Here is an 18,467-nt window from a genome sequence, read left to right as displayed (position 1 = left end):
TTTGTATACAAATTTGAGCCATGAAATACCACGATTCCGAGACAGCGAGAGAAGTAGCGAATCGCGTACAGGCGTTCATGGACGATGTCGTACTCCCACGGGAACGGGAGGCACTCGCAACAGGTGAACAGATCACGGACGACGAAATCAGCGAGCTGTGGGAGATGGCAAAGGAGCGAAATCTGTTCGCTCCACAGATGCCCGAGGAGTACGGTGGTCAAGGACTAGCGTTCCGCGACATGTTGCCTTCCTTCGAGCAGGTGGGTCGTTCGCTTATTGGCGCGATTTCGATTCGTGCGAACGCACCTGATGAGGGTAATATGCACACTCTCGAACTAGTCGGCTCTGAAGAACAGAAAAAAGAGTGGCTTCGTCCCCTCGTTCAAGGTGAATTCTCGTCAGGATTCTCGATGACTGAACCGATGCAAGGAGGTGGGTCGGATCCAAAGATGCTCGGAACAACCGCCGAGAAGGACGGTGACGAGTGGGTCATCAACGGACACAAGTGGTGGACCACCGGCGGCAAAGAGTCTGATTTCTTGCTCGTGATGGCCCGAACAGACTTAGACGCTCACCCCTATGCCGGCACGTCGATCATTCTCGTCCCGACTGACACAGACGGAGTGAATATCGTTCGCAATATCTCACATCTCGGCGGACACGACATCACCGAACGAGAGTTCGGTCACGCCGAGATCAAGTACGAAAACGTTCGTGTGCCGGTCGAGAATACAGTCGGTGAGGAGGGACAAGGATTTCAGATCGCGCAAATGCGGTTGGGTGGTGGTCGGCTCACCCACTGTATGCGGTATTCCGGGATGGCTGAGCGCTCACTCGACATCGCGAAGGCGTACCTGAGTGAACGGGAGGGCTTTGGTGAACCCTTGGCCAACAAACAAGCACTTCGTCACCGGATCGCTGACGCAGAGACGAAACTGCACATGGCCCGAACAGGTGTTCGCCACGCTGCCCGTGAACTCGACCAGAGCGAAGCTCGCATCGAAGTCGCGATGGCGAAAGTGTTCACAGCGAACGTCACGAACGAAATCATCGATCTGGCGGTGCAGTGCTGTGGCGCGAATGGGATCGGGAAAGATCTCCCGTTGGCGCAGTTCTACGAGAACGTCCGCGCATTCCGCATTGTCGACGGCGCTGATGAGGTTCATCGACGCTCGATTGCTCGTGACGCCTTCGAAGATATTCGAGAAGAGGAGATCAATCACGTTCTCCGATTCGATCCCGACCGACGCGCAGAAAGTTCAGCTGACGAATAAATCGCCGGTGAATGGTCTCGGTGAGACGCTTTGGAACACGTTCCACCAATCTTACACAGATGGCTGTTCCATCGAATCGCTCAGGTGCGTCGAGTACACCACTATTCAAGAGGAACGCGACCCGCGGTTCCCCATCTCTTTAACTCTCCCGGCAGCATCGATATGCTGTTCGCACTCTCATCACCCACTGATCGAGTGAATATCATCGACAGCGCTTTCGTGGTCCCAGTATGCGTCTTCGGGTATCGTATCGAACCAGCCAAGTTCTACTTCGTCCCACGGACCGAAACTGGGATCATCCGCGATAGGTTCGCCAGTCACGGGGGTCAAGCGGAGAACCACGTCGTAACTCACCGTACTCAGTTCCTCGCTACCCTCCAAACGGCGAATTAACTTACTTACACGTTCGACAGAGGTGACGCTGACCTCGACACCAGTTAGGGTCTCACTCATCTGCGACCCAGCAGTGAGCCAGTCTTTGCCCGGATCGACTGGTCCATACGGCAACCGCCATCCGTGAGTGCTGTCCATAAGTAACACAGCACCTCTCTTGTTGGTGACACCGACTGCAGCCAACCCGCTGAGGGACGCAAAGTAGTCGAATTCGTCTCGTTCACAGACGATCCGCTCTTTCTCGAAGGCGATCCCACGCCGCTTGCGGAGACACTCCGGATCGGAAAACGATTTCATATTCTCAACATAGAATCAAGAATCTTAAATTTTATGTATAGAATTGTATACATTCCCAATCAGCAAGAAACAACAGAAATCGGGATGTCCTATCGGCCATTGAATTCCGGTTCGTAGTCGTCTTCGGCGAACGCCCGCGCACCCTCTTCGTGGTCATCGGTCTGCAGTAGTGTCGAGAATATTCGACGGTCGTATTTTCGTCCCTCGTGGAGGCCTGTCTCTGCAGCGACATTTCCGGAGTCTTTCACAGCACGGATTGCAAGCGGCGGCTTCGCTGCTAACGTCTCGACGAACGCATCGACTTCAGCGTCGATATTTGCGTCGGAGTAGACGTGGTTAAGGACTCCTTCGCTTGCTGCACGCTCGGCAGAGATGTGTTCGCCAGTCATTGCGAGTTCCTTTGCGAACGATGGGCTGGCGAGACGCGCGACGTACTGGACTCCGCCGGCACCGGGGAGAAGCCCGAGATCGACCTCAGGAAATCCGAGGCGACTCGACTCAGACGCAATTCGGAAGTCACACGCGAGCGCGAGTTCGAGTCCGCCGCCGAGACAGTAACCGTGGATCTTTGCGATCACCGGTGCAGGGAATTCGATGATTGAATCACGCATCGAGTGGGGCTCGAACGCAGCGGGTGACACCCCTGAAAAGCCGGTGATATCCGCCCCAGCACAGAATGCCCGATCACCGGTCCCCTCGATTACAACAGCTCGTACCGCGACACCGTCCGCCGCTTCATCGTGCTCTGTAAGGAGATCAAGTCCCGATTCAATGTCCTTTCGCATTTGGCCGTTCATCGCGTTCAGCGAATCCGGTCGGTTGAGCGTCAGCGTGGCGAGACCCTGTTCTTCGTCGAATGCTACGCGGACCGTCTCGAATTCTTCGTGCATCTACTACCGCATCAGGTGCCACGTACAAATACTTCTTCCCCAACCTCTCTCGAACGATCGAGGATTCGGGTGTCTTTCCCGTCGTCATCGCTGTTCTCTGCCCCATCTGGTGCGGCCAGCGAGAATTCTGCTCTGGTGCTATGGCACTTCGGTTCGTTTCTCCATCTTACCAGTACCGGAAAGCCAATCGGAGATAACAAACATTTATTCCTGCTCTTACGGATCAACCATCGTATGACAGTCGTAGACCACGTAGCTATCATCGGTGCCGGTATCATGGGATCCGGAATCGGACAGAATCTCCTTCAGAATGGCTATCAAGTAACGATTCGGGATATCGAACAGGATGTACTCGATGATGCTCGAGAGCGTATCGAGTTCGGTAACTACGGATTGAATCGAGCGGTAGAGGGAGGATATCTCACCGAAGATGAGAAAGCGGATGCTCTCGATCGTCTTGAGCTCACTACGGACATCGAAGCGGCTGTCAACGGAACGGACATGGTTATTGAGGCTGTTCCGGAGGATCTTGCTCTCAAAGGCCGGGTTTTCAACGAGCTATCTGAGGTGACGAACGATGATATTCCACTGTATACTAACTCCAGTGGCTTTTCGGTCGCTAGCGTCTCCAACGCTGTCGAGGATCCGTCTCGTGTTGCTGGGGCTCACTTTTTCAATCCAGCACAAATCATGGATCTCGTCGAGATTGTCAAAGCAGAGGCGACCGATCAGAGCGTGATTGATCTGATGACCGATGTTGTCGAAGATATCGGGAAAACCCCCGTCATGGTCGAGGACGCTCCCGAACGATACGGGTTTATTGTCAACCGAATCTGGGGGGCGATGGTCGAGGAAGCCAGACAAGTGGTGCGCGAAGGGATTGCATCCGAAGACGATGTGAATGTTGCGATGCGTAAAGGACGTAATCTTCCTGTTGGTCCCCTTGAAGGCGCTAGTATTGGTGAGGAATGGGACTAGGAGTGGATTACTGAAAATTTCTGCATAGATTGATATTTCTGATGATCAAACAATTGATCTAGGAGTTATCGAGCAGTTTTTAGTGAGCGAAAACTGAAAAACACGGAAGTGCCAGCAGAACGTTTTATTTCAACACCCGTCCCGGTGGGACATGCAAAAATTTATTACGGTTAAACTTCCAAAAATATGGTAGTATCACCGCTCTCACGGTCGAAATGGCTAGAAGACCAAGTGTATACATTGAAATCATTCGACATACGAAAGCAATTTAGTCGATTTAGAACACTGTAGGCATAATCCGTTAACAGAAGCTGAATGCTAGCGGTGAAAGTTTCCACTCATATAAACGATACAGTTTGCTATCCAAACAACGTCGTTCAAACGTCATCAATCATATTTTTGTTCCCACCAATGTCAAAATATCTTCATTGGTGGGTCGGTTAGCGCTCAAAATCAAAACCAGCCGCCTATTGACGACCGGACATGGAAATCGTTTTTTAGGTGATGAAATGACTGTTACAGGTGACACAGGAGACTCGTCAACTCTACGCTCTTTACCTTGCCCGATTTGCAAGCAGTTTCGGTCTCATCACCTTGCTCACGCTCCTTCCGACGTACATTGATCTGTTCGATCCATCTGGTGTCGTGATTGGCCTCTTCACAACAGGACTCACACTCGCACAAGCGATCGCAGTCATCCCACTTGCTTGGGCAGGCGATCGGTACGATAAACGATCCGTCCTCCTTGGTAGTCTCGGGATTGGCGTTCTCGCGTACGGAGCGTTTGCTGTCGTCTCATCAAGTACTGGATTCATCCTCACACGTGGTCTGCAGGGGATTGCCGCCACGGGGATGGGACTGATGAGTCTCGCTCTCGTCGGTGAACTTGCTCCATCTGGTCGTCGTGCAAACATCATTGGAATGGCAAATTCGTGGCGCTTTGCTGCTGCGATTCTCGGAACGCTGAGTGCTGGTATCTTGTACCAGCTATTCGGATTCACAGCCGTATTCAGTGTCCTCGTCGTGGTTGTTTCGCTCGCGTTCGTAACCGTATGGCTGTTCGTCGAGCCTGATACGACCAGCGTCCAAGGATTCGCGTTTACTGATCTCGCGGTCAATCGTCGTATTCTCACTATCACGAGCTTTCGAGCACAGTACGCGATTGCAGTCACTCTCGTACGGACGTGGATTCCAATTTACGCCGGCGTCTCGGCCATGAAAGGGGGATTAGCATACAGCACGGCTGTTGTCAGCGTCGTGATTGTAGCGGAGAAATTCACAAATATGCTCAGTCAACCGTATATGGGGCGTCTCTCGGATCGATTCGGGCGATCACTGTTTGTGTTCATCGGCGGCAGCCTCTACGGTTTGGTGGCGCTTGCGGTACCGTTCACACCAGCATTTGGTACTGCGCTTTCGCTCCCATCGAGCATCCCCCTCTTGGGAGCGCTATCGCCTGCGTTCGTCCCCCTCGTCGTATTGAACGGATTTCTCGGGATCGCGGACAGCTTCCGAGAACCGGCCAGCATGGCGCTGTTCGCAGACGAAGGAACGGCAAACGGGGGTGTTGCCAGCAGCTTTGGTATTCGATCGATCGTGTGGCGTCCAGGTAGCATCATTGCCCCAATCATCGGCGGACTGCTGATGACAACGGTCGGAATCGAGTGGGTGTTCTACGCCGGCGCACTCACCGCATTTACTGGAGTTGGGTTGTTTGTTGGCATTCTCGGCTACACGCATGGCCGAACTGCACTGACGAAGTGGTAACCCGAACCGCTGCGCTATTTTGAAAGCACAGTAGACTACGATGATTGCTTTGTGGTCGGATTACTTTCGCGGTACGATCCGGCTCGCTCGATGGTTTCCGTTTCGAGGAGCCCGTCGAGACGACGTTCAAACTCCGCTTGATCTCATCCCGATCGCGTCGTTGTCGGAGGAGCGTCAGCGACTCTTCTCGATCTGTGTTAACATCGTCCAACGATGACTTTTCTCAAAATCATGTTGTATAAGTGCTTAAAAAGACATTATCTCTATTGGGATGAAGGGAATCTGTGGTTCTCCCTGACGGCCGCTGTGTGAGCGTGCTGATTGTCGAACAGCCGATTCAGCACCTGATAAATTCGATCACATTCCCAGCACCAAGTGACCAGTGGTCGTTGTTGCGGTCACATTTCAGCTATCAAAGCTGTTTTCGATACTTGTGTTCGGCCGTCTCGACTCCTTCGAATTTGGTTTCGACGGTCTCGAACCGATCGAAATCGTGGGATTCGTAGAAATTGACGCCAACATCGTTCTCTGCGAAGACCACAAGTTCGTACGTCGATACCCCACGATCTTTGAGTTCAGTCTCGATGCGTCCGAGCAGCGCGGTGCCAATCCCGTTATCCCAGTGATCGGGGGCAACGTAGATGCGAAAGAGCACCCAGCCATTGTGCGCAGCGTCGAAGGCGGCGTGTGCGAAGCCTACTGTGGAGTCTTCCTTGGATGCAACGATGAAGACGTGTTCGTCGCGTTTTGTAGCGCTCCGAAGATCACTGAGATCGTACCACGCGTCGACCACCTCATTGACCGCTCGCTCACCGAGGAGTGCGTCGTAGGTAGCATGCCACGATCTTCGGGCAGTCCATTCGATAGCAGGGGCATCAGCCGGTGTTGCAGACCGGATCTGAACAGGGGACACGTATTTCACATTACTTGTGCGCTCTAAATGGCTGTCGGCGGATTGTGAACGGCACGCACACGCTGTCCGTCCGTGGTCCAACTATCGACATCAGTCGAGACGCTCTGTGCTATCTGCGTCGAGCGACTCCAGTACGGTGTTCAGGTCTGTGAAGAAATCGAGATGTCCACGGTTTGAATACGTGTACAGTGTCGATGTTGGAGTGTTGTCGTGGAGGTACTCGCCGAACGCGTACGGCGCGAAACTGTCGTCGGTACCGTGATGAATCTTAACGGGACATAACACGTCGGCGATGTCAAATTTCCAATCACGGTACCTGAGATACGCATCGCGGGCTGGTCCACGGGCCCCGGCTCGAACCGATTCACGAGTGTTTTCGGTCATGAAACGCTGGCGGTCGGGATCGCTGAGCACTCGTCGATCAGCGTTCGAGAGCGATCCCGAGAGTAGTTTCACGGTGAATGTCTCGGGTGAGAGCTGTTGGGCAGCAAGACCGAGTATCGAAAATGCTGGAACGAAGGGAATTGGACCGAGCGCGGTAAGTCGCTTGTACACCCAGTCGAGTGGAGCACGTTGGTTGGCCAGCTGTGGTTCGGAACCAACAGGTGCCCAACTACAAACGAGTCCGACTGTCGTAACTCGGTTCGGCAACGCGACCGTGCACGATAGGGCCGTCGTTCCACCGCCCGAAAGGCCGACGACATCGAATTGATCGAAGTCAAACTCACTCGCTATTTCAGCGACGTCCGGCGTATAGCTGAGCAGCGAGTAGTTCTGATGGTAATCACTCCTCCCGATTTCAGGACGATCTGGCGCAATTACACGATAGCCTCGCTCGCGTGCCGGTCGATCGAAGAACCATCCCTCGTATCGACTGCCGGGGCTGCCGTGGAAGTACAAAATGGGATCGCCATCAGGATCACCACAGTCGAGATACGAAACCGTCCGTTCATCGGAGAGTGATACAGTCTTTGTCTGCCGATCCACCCGTTCTGAATCAACCCCGGAAAAAGAAGCTCGTTCTATATTAGATATATTCCGAATATAGTGTTTATAGTGTATTAGCCTTGTGATACAGACCACAGAGGTCGTTAGAATCATTGGACAGAAATCGTCTGAGACAGTACGATCACACACGTCGGCTTTGATTAGTTCGACCGAATCGCTTCGACGCGATCGGCGTACCGTTCAATGTATGGAGGAATGGCCTCATGTTCTTCGATCTCGTCGTAGGAGAGCCAGTGAACCGCAGCAACTTCATCTGGAGCACGCGGCCGTGCTTCACCACCTACATACTCACATAGCGTGACGATGTTGAGACACTGCGTTCCGTCATCGGTCTCAAACGTCGAGCTGAGAACGTACTCGACATCACCAACCTCGACACCAACCTCTTCGGAGAGTTCACGAACAGCAGTCTGTTCGATCGTTTCGTTTTCGCCAGGCGGTTGCTCGACTTTGCCACCCGGGAACGCCAAGCGACCGCTCGCATGGTCTTCTTCGTGGCCCCGTTCGATGAGCAGATATTCGTCGTTACGCACGACGACGCCGTCAACGTTTACAACGTACGCGTATTCATCCATCCCGCTAGCGCTCGATGCATTCGCTCTTAACTCCTCTGATGAAACACATGTCTCCTAAATAACTGATGCACGTGGGAACGCTTCTGAGACGATAGCAATTAGAGGAGCTCAATCTGAAAAACAGAGTGCGAGACTATACATTCGGCCGGTTGAGGTGGATCCGATCTCTGTCACAAATCGATTGGCCGCAGCCATCAGCGGTTTGCTCATGTCATCCGGAAGCGCTGCTCCCAGTGACGACACTCTGTCGGCGTGTGCTGTCACGTGATTCGCGGTCCACGGGACTGGGTCGAGAAGGGTACACTCACGGTCGAACTGCCATCCCCAACCTTCGAACAGTCGCCTGAGAGATTCTGCTGGATGAAAGGTCAGCGCGGGGCGACCGGTCGCCAGTTCTGCTGTGGCATTCTCGATAGCGAAAAGTTCACGAATAGGGGCATCCGAGGGGAGCGGATCGTAATCGTTGATGACGAGATGACAGTTCGGGGCTGCAACTCGTGTGAGTTCGTCTGCGATCGTCGAGAGAGCTGGTGGCGCGAGGACGTTGCATAACCCATGGGCAGTAATGAGGTCGACCGAGTCGTTCGAGAGCGGAATCGAACGGAGATCTGCTTCTATCACTGATAAACGGTCTGTGACATTGGATCCAACACGACGACGTGTTGTTAGGGCGTGATCGCGCTCATTCGTAACGGCGTAGACGCGAGCAGCATCATTCGCAAGGAGTCCACCAGTCATGTTGCCGACCCCTGCACCAGCTTCGAGACACCGTGCTCCAGATACTGGACGGTCATCAAGTGCAGCGGTGACCGTACGTGGAATATCCATTCAGTTGCTCCGTTAGTGGTGCAGTTGCTCTGGGACTGGGCTTGTGTTGTGCCGTAACTGTTCGATCAGTGATCGCTGTGTGGCTTCGTTCATCCCATCGTAGCGAGTGGCAGCATTGAGAGTCATAGAGACGAGTTTCGGGTCGCCGGCGTTGACGACGCTCGTTGGGCCGCGTGACGCCGCGAAATCGAATCGCTCTCTGATTTCATCTGGCGTGGCGACAGGTTCGTACCAGTTTGCGAACGGTCGATCGGTTTCTGGAAGTTCGTCCGTCGATGGCCACGATCCGTCCGCGAAGGCCTTGATTACGAGCGTGCCGATTCCTTTCTCCGTCGCACGCTCCAGCACTGCCTCGTAATTGTGGTCTGCGCTAGTTGCGCAGACGACGGGGTTCAGCGGAAACATCACCGTTTCGAGGTCGTCGATACGGTCGATCGCATCGAGAATGAGCTTCGGAGCGCCGTGACTGGTCAGACCGAGATGATCGATCTTTCCTTCGTCCCTTGCCTCCCGAAAGGCATCGAGCGCGCCGCCTTCCTCAGTGATGGTATCTAGTTCCTCCTCATACTCGAGACCGTGGATCTGATAGAGGTCGATTTTCTCGACACCGAGACGGGTAAGCGACTGCTCAATCTTGTGTCTTGCTCCTTCGTATTCGCGTTCTTGTGTCTTGCACCCGAGAAATATCTCGTCGCGGTGCTGGCGAAGCTTTGGACCAAGCTTGAGTTCTGCATCGCCGTACGTCGGTGCGACATCGAAGTGATTGACGCCGTAGTCGAGGACATGCTCGACCATTTGGTTCGCACCGTCCTGTTCGAGCCAGTTGAGAGCGATCGCACCAAACGTCATGATAGTACTCTCGTGTCCAGTTTCGCCGAGAACGCGCGTTTGCATAGGAGCAGTTATGAGGGGATGATTATAATGGTTGGCAGTAGATTACATCATTTGTATCAGCAAACCACTTGACGACGACCAGAACCACGTCGAAAAGTTCACGGCATGATACGGTACGAAACGACCATCAGAGCATCACGAATGCAGTGTCATCTGTTCGATTGAACGACGGCACAAGAACAAAGGATCCTCTCGCTGTATTTTTACGTATGTCAGGGACCGTGACCGAGAAGCTCATCGACGCACATCTCGTCGACGGACAGATGGAACCGGGCGAAGAAATCGCACTGGAGATCGATCAGACGCTGACGCAAGATGCGACCGGCACAATGGTCATGCTCGAACTCGAAGCCATGGAGGTCGAGCAGCTCGAAAGCGAGTTGTCTGCCCAATACGTGGATCACAATCTGATTCAGGAGGACAACAAGAATCCCGACGATCATCTGTTTTTGAAAAGCGCCTGTGAGAGGTGGGGCGTTTGGTTCTCCCCCGCCGGAAATGGCGTCTCACATCCCGTCCATCAGGAACGGTTCGGGGTACCGGGGAAAACGCTGCTCGGATCGGACTCGCACACACCAGCCGCAGGTGCGATGGGCATGCTAGCGATCGGCTCTGGCGGACTCGATATCGCAATGGCAATGGCTGGAGAGCCGTACCACGTGAATATGCCCGAGGTGTGGGGTGTCGAGCTGCGTGGTGAACTCCCCGACTGGTGCAGTGCGAAAGATGTGATTCTCGAAATGCTGCGGCGTCACGACGTCGATGGCGGTGTCGGTCGTGTTATTGAATATCATGGAGCTGGATTGGAGACACTGTCCGCGATGGATCGTCACGTCATCGCAAACATGGGCACTGAGCTAGGTGCTACAAGCACCGTGTTTCCCGCTGACAACACCGTAAAGCAATTTCTCGCTCGACAACAACGCAAAGAGGATTTCAGCGCGCTGCACGCAGACGATGACGCCGAATACCACGTGACGGAGACGATTCAGCTCGATGAGATCGAGCCATTAATCGCAAAGCCATCCAGTCCCGGGAACGTCGTTCCGGTGACTGACGTGCAAGGTGAGGAGATCTATCAGGCCTATATCGGGTCGAGTGCGAATCCCGGGCTGCGCGATTTCGCGGTTCCAGCACAGATCGTGGACGGACGACGAGTCCCGACTGGGGTCAGCTTCGATGTCAATCCCACTTCCCGACAGATGCTAGAAAACTTGACGGAGATGGGCTTTCTCGGTGCGCTGATCGCAAGCGGTGCCCGCATCCATCAGGCAGGATGTAACGGATGTATCGGTATGGGTCAAGCACCTGCTTCTGGCCGAAACAGCCTGCGCACGGTTCCACGGAACTTCCCCGGACGCACTGGCACCCGCGAAGACAGCGTCTTCCTTTGTAGTCCAGAGACCGCTGCTGCAGGAGCGCTCACCGGCGAAATCACTGACCCACGGACGCTTGAAGAGACACACGATATTGAATATCCAGATTGGACCGACCCCGAAACGATCATCATAGATGAGACGGCGTTGAGTGCTCCACCAGAAAATCCTGGTGGCGAGTTGGAGAAGGGACCAAACGTAAAATCACTGCCAGATTTCGAACGCGTGCCGAACTCAATTACAGGTCCAGTGCTAATGAAAGTCGGTGACGACGTCTCAACGGACGAAATAATGCCTGCTGGATCGGACGTACTGCCGTATCGATCGAATATCCCGAGGATCAGCGAATGGGTGTTCGATCAGATTGAGCAGGGCTTCTACGAGCGGGCGCAAGACCAGGGACCGCCGTGGATGGTGGTTGGTGGCTCGAACTATGGGCAGGGTAGTTCACGCGAGCACGCGGCCCTCGCACCGTACTATCTGGGAATGAGGGCTGCACTAGCTGTCAGCTACGCCCGTATCCACTGGCAGAATCTCGTAAATTTCGGAATCGTGCCGCTCGAATTCGTTAACAGAGCCGATTATGCAGCAATTGAGCAGGGCGACATCCTTGAGCTTCCCACTGTTCGTGAGGACCTGCAAGACGGCTCCGAAGTCACCGTGCACAACGCCACGCAAGACACTCAATTCCCTGCAGAACACAGTTTGAGCGCGCGTCAGGTCGAAATTGTGCTCCAAGGGGGACTAATCGAAGATTATAAGAGCTGAAACGATCAGAGAGAACTCTACCGAGCTGAGACCATTCCGGAATCAGGGATTCCATAACTTCATACAATAGTTTAGAAAAGAATTATAAACTCGAATCAGCACATCTGAATATGTGGTTTAGAATAGTCATGTTCGAGTGGTAGAGGATGGAATTTATCAAGCAGGGTGTGAATAATCAATTGAGTGAATCGAAATTCTTGTGTAGCTATGAGACGAACTCTCGCTGAGTATTGCTACATCATTCTTAGTCGAATGGAACCCACCGAACGCTGATTCCAAATATCACACTGGAAAGCATATCGTGTCTACACCGAATCATAAGCTTTCTTCCAAAATCCTTTTACTCATTCTGATGAGTAATTCATAAAACTGGAGGGTATCTCACTGCTTCGTCTCCTTCATGAGTAATTAGTTATCAACGACTGAATGACTATTGTCTCTCTGAGGATCAGCGCTTCGGACATCACGAAATGATGGCCTAATAGTACTGATCCGTTCATTGGAATCGAATCGCAAGCTTTCGCTTTCAATAAAGGTAATTGGGTTGATCGTGACGGGGGAACTGTGTGGATTGGTTATAAATATGGAAAATAAAGAAACTAAATCAGTCTCTTTCACCGATGTCGAGATCGCTCACCAGAGTTCAGTTCCGTGGGAGGGCGATGTACAGATCCAGATCAGCACGTCTGATTCGGCTGAATTCTCTGTTCGCTTGCGTATCCCCGAGTGACGTGACGATATTACTGTCGAAGTCGATGGTGAATCCGTTGCTATCGAACACAACGAATATCTCGAACTGAATCGGACGTGAAAAAACGATCGAGTCACGCTCACGTTAGCACAGAGTGTTAGTCAGATGGTTGCCCATCCCAATGTCGAAGCTGATACGGAGGCATTTGCACTCACTCACGGAGCACTCATCTACTGTCTTGAGGCTGTCGACAATAACTGCCCACTCCATCAGTACGTCCTCGCTACGGCGGCCCCATTCGAGGGCGAGTCACTGTCCCCAACACATCTGTCCGGGAAGACGAACTCTATCTACCGGTCGAGGCGACCGAGCACGAAGACACGACGGTTACGGCAATTCCGTACTACGATGGGGGCAATCGAGAAAACCGACGTTCGAATGAAAACATGAGCGTATTCGCAAGATGAGTGGCTGGTTGTTGTTACCCCAGTGGATTGTTCCACGACCAGGTTGTCCCAGGTGTGAAGTCATGTTTGAGTTGTGTGATTCGAGCGTCGTATACCGAAATGAGATGCCCATCAACTATCCAGATTTTGTCCTCTTTCTCCCTCTACCAACTCTTTTCGTTAATAGTGCGACCCGAGAAAATTGATCCACGTCGGGCTTCCACCACTCTGGCTAAACTGACCGAAATTGAACGTCTGAAATTACGAGCGTACGACTGTAATGGACACCGGTTCAACGTGGACAAAATAAGGGACAGTGTGGTCATTAAACTAGCTTCCGGTCACGTCGGAAGCTCATAACAGTCGTAATTCTCATGTGCGATAAGCGCATTGATAACAATCGTCGCGGTATTTTATCCGTAGTGATTGGTGCATTCTCTTCTTTTTGTCAGTTTTCGTCCAGTAATCGTGGAACGGTCGGTCCCGAACGATCGGATCGACGTACAAATAGACGACCACATCATGGGCAACTCGACGAGTGGGGTGCATGGCATCCCGGAAGCCACCTCGGATAGCGGTCTCGAACAGCCCGGACTCGTTTTCGGTGCGCTTTCTGCGGCTGCTGTTCTGGATATCTTAAACGGTCACAGCGACGTCATGACAATATCCAACATTGTCCAGACCGTGACGTCCTTCAGTGTCTCGTGACGCCTATCGTATCGTCGGGATCTACTTCCCGACGTCGTTCAGGGTCAATAACACGCCGTCGGTTCCTGCAATCAGTCGGTGTAGCCAGCGCAGCGAGTCCCTCTGGCTGTACTGGGCTCATCCTCGGCAACAACGTACAAATCGGTGTCCCAACATCGCGAAACTGATGATTGGTTGTTCATTCGTACTCACTGTTGAACCACTTGCTATCTTTTGATATATCTGTTAGTATATAAAAATTCTGTCGATGCTGCGAATGATGAGAGATTCTCTTCGAGGAACGTTCTTCGGACTACACAGCACCTTGCTCATATTCGCTGTCGAGATGATCGTAGACTCACATCGAGATGATAAATCTGATTCGCAATATCGTACACTCGTATGACTAATATGATTTAGCTCATTAGACAGATAACCATCGAGGAGATATTTCCAACTGTATCTTCTAAAGAATATATTCAATTGTCGGCGCACACGGAGACGTTGGCTGCAGCAGATATTCCATACTGGGCTGTGTTGTTAATCCAATCTCACGATTCAGGCGAGTTGCTCACAGACTACCAATGGAAGCTCAGCACCGAAGCACTCGGTGGATGTTACGATATTCCTCGAAACTGTACGCTCGCTGATTTGGCAGCGACACTCGACGTGAACATATCGGCAGCGAGTCGGCTACGCCACCGAGCCGAGTGAATGAGTACATTTTGGGATAGTAATTCCGACGTGTGTCAGTGGTGGCTCGACTGTTGCTCGTTCTCTGAGAGATCTCCGTTTTACAAGTCGGCCAAGATGTCATCAACATGAGTCGCTTGCTTCAAAACAGACAGCGACTACCGCCCAGAGCTACTATGCTTCCTCTTCGGGAAATGAGGTCTCAACCATGCCCGATGCGTTTGCGAGCGACGATGCACCATCGCTCCACTGCAGAATTTTTTGCATATCTCCTTCAATCTCGAACTGGCCGCTCATCAGACCATCGATCGGTCCAATATTCTGCTTGATCAGCTCCTTCCAGTTGGAGTATGTACCGTGGTAATTAAACCCGTAATCGTACTCCGCGATATCATCAACGTCAATGGGGGTCGCGTCATGGACCTCTCCGTCGCTAACTTCTGCGAAGAAAGCAATGCCATTTTCGATGTCATCGTCGGTGTACTGCTTGGCTTCCTGATATTCATCATCGACTTCGACCTCGAAAACGAAATCTCCGTTGAATCCCTCGCCCCAACCCTGACCGGTTTCGTGATAGTCGCTTTCAGTGTTTACTTTGTTCATCCACTCGTTAATCCACGCTTCGCGTTCGTTGACAATGTCAATAGCCATCGTACATCTCCCGTTCGTGACCGAATGAGTAAATTGTTGCCCGGGGAATATCCCGGTTATTATAAACACATCTCGAATGAGATTGACGTTGATCGTAAACTGTGTGATTATGGAATTTATGACGATGGTATTAGTTTCCATCTCTAGGCATCCCCAATTGCGTGGTTATCACAAAAAGCAAAATGCTATATTCTGGACTGTTTGTGTAATCAGTAAATATAATTTTTGATATATTTACATCTACCAACAGTAGATTGTTGGAGTCCTAAAATTGGCCAACAATGCATGACAACGCACACCTCACTGCTAAGATATTTGTTCGTCATCCATATGGATAATGTATATCTGAGGGAGAGGTCCTCGCACTATCGGTGGCTGCGAGTCGCTCCGTCGGTTATTCAGTCCGTTGAATTCGAGCGAGTTACGGATAGTTAGATTTCACGGATAATATATCGATAGTACGCTGTTCTGACTACCGAGTAAGCTTCTACCACATTTGTTGTCGACAACAGCCAGAGAGTACTATCGATCCTGAGTCGGATATCTGATTCGAAGATGTGGACACGCGAACGAACTATGGACGTTCGCTAATAGTATCATATACTCCGATGTCAAAATGGAGGTTGGTTGATGTGACAACGTCACACTTGTCATGCCTGAGTAGTGCTCTGTCTTTGGTACGCATTCGATTCGTGACGAGTCGATGGTCGTCACCCGAAAAATCTCAGAACGAACTGGTCGAACATGATGCATTTACCTCCCAACGAGTCCAATCGTCGAAGCTGATCGTTGTTTGTCCATCTCCCGCCATTGTGGGTGGAGTAAATAGTGATATGAGATGAGTACAATCACCCTCATTCAAATTTTCGACACAATGATTATGTTCATACGATTGGATACGCCACTGATGCACGAGTCAGCAGATACGCTGTTTGATATCCGGGACTATGGCGTAACCGACGATGGCGAACACTATGACACCGATGCGATACAGTTCGCACTCGATGACTGCGCTGCATCAGGTGGCACCGTTTACGTTTCGGCTGGTGATTATCTGTCAGCAGCGCTTACCATACGCGACCAAACGACGTTACACGTTGCTGCTGGCGCGACGTTGCGATTCGTCCGCTGATGCCTCGATATTTCCAACGGTTACGAGTCGGTGGGAGGGATAGAACCAAGCCGGCTTCCATCCGTATTTGTTGATTACTGGTGCGGACACCGTCGAAATTACGGGCCGTGGAACCATCGATGGTCAGGGGACTATTGGTGGGGGTTTTATGATGATCGATCTTCGTTCCCCTGTGCGGAACATTTGAATAATTCAGATGTCGAATGAAGTGGGTCAAGACACGAACAGCGCTCGTATCGCCGCAGTTCGGACACTATATCGTATATCTACGTCTATAGAAGTATTTATTAGATGGCAAGACGCATCCAAAAAGGATGAACTACGACGTGGCTTTTATCGGGACCGGACCAGAGCCGCACAATCAAGTGTGGGGAGAGAGTGCGGCGATGGCATATCGGCATGGATGGGGATATCAACAGCAGGATCAGTGTGCCCTCGTCTCCTGTGCAGACCTTGTTCTCGAGAACGCACGAGCGTTCGCGGATGAGTTCGATATCAGTGGCGAGAACGTCTACGAGGACTACGAGGAGATGCTGTACGAGACCGATCCGGATATCGTGAGTATTGCCACGCCAGTGCCGACTCACGCGGATATCGTTGTGGACGTAGCAGAAACAGCCGTACCTGATGCGATTCATTGTGAAAAGCCGATGGCAGAGACGTGGGGCGATTGCCAACGAATGGCGATCGCTTGTGACGAACAGGAGATCCAGTTGACGTTCAATCACCAGCGCCGGTTCGACCCACAGTGGCGAGCAGCCAAGGATTTGCTCGACAGCGGTGAGATAGGGACGCTCGAACGAGTGATGATCGGTGGGAAAAACCTGTTCGACTTCGGGACCCATCTGATCGATCTGTGCAATTTCTACAACGATGAGTGTCCTGCTGAGTGGGTTCTTGGGGGAATCGACTACCGAGAAGCGGACGTCCGCTATGGAAGCCACAATGAGAACCAGTCAGTTGCGGTGTGGGAGTACGACAACGGCGTTCGCGGCTTCGCCTCGACTGGTCACGTTGGTCAAGCGATCATCGGTTGCCACAATCGACTCGTTGGAAGTGAAGGAATCATAGAGGTTCACCCGTACGACGATGACGCCGCCCTCCGAATCAACCGATTCGATGGAGAGGGTTGGGAAGCAGTCCTGCTCGAAGAGCCGGAAAGAACCACTATTGGACTCGGTATCGAACACATCGTGGCGTGTCTGGATACAAACGAAAAGTCCCAACTCGGAGCAGAGAATGCGCTCAGAGCGATGGAGATCATTTTCGGAACGTATGAGTCCGTCCGTTCTCGCGGCCGGGTCGAATTCCCGCTCAAAATCGAGGACAATCCACTGGACGCGATGGTCGAATCCGGCGATCTCCAGCCCAGTTCGACTGAGCTGTAGCGAAGTCCCACTCTATTCGAGTTGCTCTATAGGTCGTTGATCTCTGGTACGGTAACGGAGCTTTCGTTCCCAAGTGAGACACGGGTATGTTCCGGGGTGTCCGGATATCTCAATATGCTGTTCGATGGGAATCCGTCCCCAGCGTACGTCGATCACGTTTCCGAGGCTGGATTCGATGGCATCGAACTGTACGGAGTTGACGCCAACGTCGAAGCTTTTGGCGAACGATGCGATGAGCGTGGGTTAGCGTTTGTCTACATGTCGGGAGTCTGTCCGCCATTGAACCGTCCGGACCGATTCGACGATGCAGTGGCGAACGTCACGGAAACAATTGCTCTCGCTGAGCGGGTCAGTTATCAGAATCTGAACGTCAAGGCTGATCGTGTTCAAGACGATCTTGATGAGAAGAGACAGCGAGAGAACGTCGCCTCTGTCCTTCGTGAAGTGGCTCCAGTGGCAGAATCACCGACACTACGCTCGTATTGGAGCCCTCAACGTGCGTGACCACTCGGGCTACCTGATCATCTCCGCTGTGGAGGGGGCAGAGCTAATTAAGACGGTCGACAGCCCGAGCGTGAAGCTGCTGTACGACTTCTACCACGCACAGATCACGAGTGGTGACGTTATTCGAAGCTTCCAGAATCATCCCGATCTGATCGACCATACGCATAGTGCAGATACGCCCGGTCGCCATGAGCTTGGGATGGGCGAACGTAAAGTACGGGAATCTCTTTGCTACGATCGCGGAGAAGGAATACGACGGCTACGCCGGTTGTGAGCTCTCCCCAATTGGCGACCCAGACACAGTTATGCACGAC

At 52.3% G+C, this 18,467-nt stretch carries 19 protein-coding genes and 1 pseudogene; 12 read left to right on the top strand and 8 right to left on the bottom strand.

Annotation, left to right across the window (positions count from 1 at the left end; translation table 11 throughout):
• Positions 1-20 precede the first annotated feature (20 nt).
• The gene (locus MW898_RS07235) at positions 21-1,274 is read left to right on the top strand and encodes an acyl-CoA dehydrogenase family protein (protein ID WP_248905817.1); all 1,254 of its coding nucleotides are present in this window, start codon (positions 21-23) and stop codon (positions 1,272-1,274) included.
• 180 nt (positions 1,275-1,454) lie between these two features.
• Here the strand turns inward: MW898_RS07235 and MW898_RS07230 are convergent, their stop codons facing one another.
• Positions 1,455-1,964: a hypothetical protein gene (locus MW898_RS07230; protein ID WP_248905814.1), complete on the bottom strand. Its 510-nt coding sequence runs from the start codon at positions 1,962-1,964 to the stop codon at positions 1,455-1,457.
• Positions 1,965-2,053: 89 nt separating this feature from the next.
• Positions 2,054-2,854 carry an enoyl-CoA hydratase/isomerase family protein gene (locus tag MW898_RS07225; RefSeq protein WP_248905813.1) on the bottom strand — a complete coding sequence of 267 codons (801 nt, stop codon included), beginning with the start codon at positions 2,852-2,854 and terminating at the stop codon, positions 2,054-2,056.
• Between the two features lie 234 nt (positions 2,855-3,088).
• Here MW898_RS07225 and MW898_RS07220 point away from each other — a divergent pair, with 234 nt between their 5' ends.
• Positions 3,089-3,832, top strand: coding sequence for a 3-hydroxyacyl-CoA dehydrogenase family protein (locus tag MW898_RS07220; RefSeq protein WP_248905812.1), 744 nt, complete (start codon positions 3,089-3,091; stop codon positions 3,830-3,832).
• 522 nt (positions 3,833-4,354) lie between these two features.
• Positions 4,355-5,599 carry an MFS transporter gene (locus tag MW898_RS07215; RefSeq protein WP_248905811.1) on the top strand — a complete coding sequence of 415 codons (1,245 nt, stop codon included), beginning with the start codon at positions 4,355-4,357 and terminating at the stop codon, positions 5,597-5,599.
• 412 nt (positions 5,600-6,011) lie between these two features.
• On the opposite strand, the gene MW898_RS07210 is transcribed toward MW898_RS07215, so the two are convergent.
• The 5 genes from MW898_RS07210 to MW898_RS07190 all read right to left on the bottom strand — a co-directional run bounded on the left by MW898_RS07210 (position 6,012) and on the right by MW898_RS07190 (position 9,817).
• Positions 6,012-6,512, bottom strand: coding sequence for a GNAT family N-acetyltransferase (locus tag MW898_RS07210; RefSeq protein ID WP_248905810.1), 501 nt, complete (start codon positions 6,510-6,512; stop codon positions 6,012-6,014).
• 90 nt (positions 6,513-6,602) lie between these two features.
• Positions 6,603-7,499 carry an alpha/beta fold hydrolase gene (locus MW898_RS07205; RefSeq protein WP_248905809.1) on the bottom strand — a complete coding sequence of 299 codons (897 nt, stop codon included), beginning with the start codon at positions 7,497-7,499 and terminating at the stop codon, positions 6,603-6,605.
• A 161-nt stretch (positions 7,500-7,660) separates the two neighbouring features.
• A complete protein-coding gene (locus tag MW898_RS07200) occupies positions 7,661-8,095 on the bottom strand; it encodes an NUDIX domain-containing protein (protein ID WP_248905808.1) in 435 nt (144 codons plus the stop codon).
• 108 nt (positions 8,096-8,203) lie between these two features.
• Positions 8,204-8,923, bottom strand: a complete 720-nt coding sequence (locus MW898_RS07195) for a class I SAM-dependent methyltransferase (RefSeq protein WP_248905806.1) — start codon at positions 8,921-8,923, stop codon at positions 8,204-8,206.
• 12 nt (positions 8,924-8,935) lie between these two features.
• Complete coding sequence (locus MW898_RS07190) at positions 8,936-9,817, bottom strand: aldo/keto reductase (protein WP_248905804.1); 882 nt, start codon at positions 9,815-9,817, stop codon at positions 8,936-8,938.
• Positions 9,818-10,026: 209 nt separating this feature from the next.
• On the opposite strand from MW898_RS07190, the gene MW898_RS07185 reads away from it, so the two are divergent.
• From MW898_RS07185 to MW898_RS07165, 5 genes and pseudogenes are all read left to right on the top strand, one after another.
• Positions 10,027-11,961, top strand: coding sequence for an aconitate hydratase (locus MW898_RS07185; RefSeq protein ID WP_248905803.1), 1,935 nt, complete (start codon positions 10,027-10,029; stop codon positions 11,959-11,961).
• A gap of 583 nt (positions 11,962-12,544) precedes the next feature.
• Positions 12,545-12,691 (top strand): hypothetical protein, encoded by a 147-nt coding sequence (locus MW898_RS26190; RefSeq protein ID WP_368409139.1) that lies wholly within the window; start codon positions 12,545-12,547, stop codon positions 12,689-12,691.
• A 126-nt stretch (positions 12,692-12,817) separates the two neighbouring features.
• On the top strand, positions 12,818-13,102 hold the full coding sequence (locus MW898_RS07175; RefSeq protein ID WP_248905801.1) for a hypothetical protein: 285 nt from the start codon (positions 12,818-12,820) through the stop codon (positions 13,100-13,102).
• A gap of 526 nt (positions 13,103-13,628) precedes the next feature.
• Positions 13,629-13,805: pseudogene (locus MW898_RS07170) on the top strand (alpha-L-arabinofuranosidase C-terminal domain-containing protein); the annotation flags it as partial.
• 463 nt (positions 13,806-14,268) lie between these two features.
• Positions 14,269-14,499, top strand: a complete 231-nt coding sequence (locus MW898_RS07165; RefSeq protein WP_248905799.1) for a helix-turn-helix domain-containing protein — start codon at positions 14,269-14,271, stop codon at positions 14,497-14,499.
• Positions 14,500-14,652: 153 nt separating this feature from the next.
• Here MW898_RS07165 and MW898_RS07160 read toward each other — a convergent pair whose 3' ends face one another.
• Positions 14,653-15,129: an SCP2 sterol-binding domain-containing protein gene (locus MW898_RS07160; protein ID WP_248905798.1), complete on the bottom strand. Its 477-nt coding sequence runs from the start codon at positions 15,127-15,129 to the stop codon at positions 14,653-14,655.
• Between the two features lie 907 nt (positions 15,130-16,036).
• On the opposite strand from MW898_RS07160, the gene MW898_RS07155 reads away from it, so the two are divergent.
• The 4 genes from MW898_RS07155 (at position 16,037) to MW898_RS25560 (ending at position 18,427) form a co-directional block, all read left to right on the top strand.
• Positions 16,037-16,261, top strand: coding sequence for a glycosyl hydrolase family 28-related protein (locus tag MW898_RS07155; RefSeq protein WP_248905797.1), 225 nt, complete (start codon positions 16,037-16,039; stop codon positions 16,259-16,261).
• 314 nt (positions 16,262-16,575) lie between these two features.
• Positions 16,576-17,649, top strand: coding sequence for a Gfo/Idh/MocA family protein (locus MW898_RS07150; protein WP_248905796.1), 1,074 nt, complete (start codon positions 16,576-16,578; stop codon positions 17,647-17,649).
• A 114-nt stretch (positions 17,650-17,763) separates the two neighbouring features.
• Positions 17,764-18,153 (top strand): sugar phosphate isomerase/epimerase family protein, encoded by a 390-nt coding sequence (locus tag MW898_RS25565; RefSeq protein WP_264383128.1) that lies wholly within the window; start codon positions 17,764-17,766, stop codon positions 18,151-18,153.
• The gene (locus MW898_RS25560) at positions 18,146-18,427 is read left to right on the top strand and encodes a TIM barrel protein (protein WP_264383127.1); all 282 of its coding nucleotides are present in this window, start codon (positions 18,146-18,148) and stop codon (positions 18,425-18,427) included. The genes MW898_RS25565 and MW898_RS25560 overlap by 8 nt, the downstream gene beginning before the upstream one ends.
• The last annotated feature ends 40 nt before the right edge of the window (positions 18,428-18,467 follow it).

The organism is Halocatena marina (assembly GCF_023276375.1).
GTDB classification, from domain to species: Archaea; Halobacteriota; Halobacteria; order Halobacteriales; family Haloarculaceae; genus Halocatena; species Halocatena marina.
Note: the sequence above shows the minus strand (reverse complement) of the source record. Positions and strands in the feature narration are given on the sequence as shown.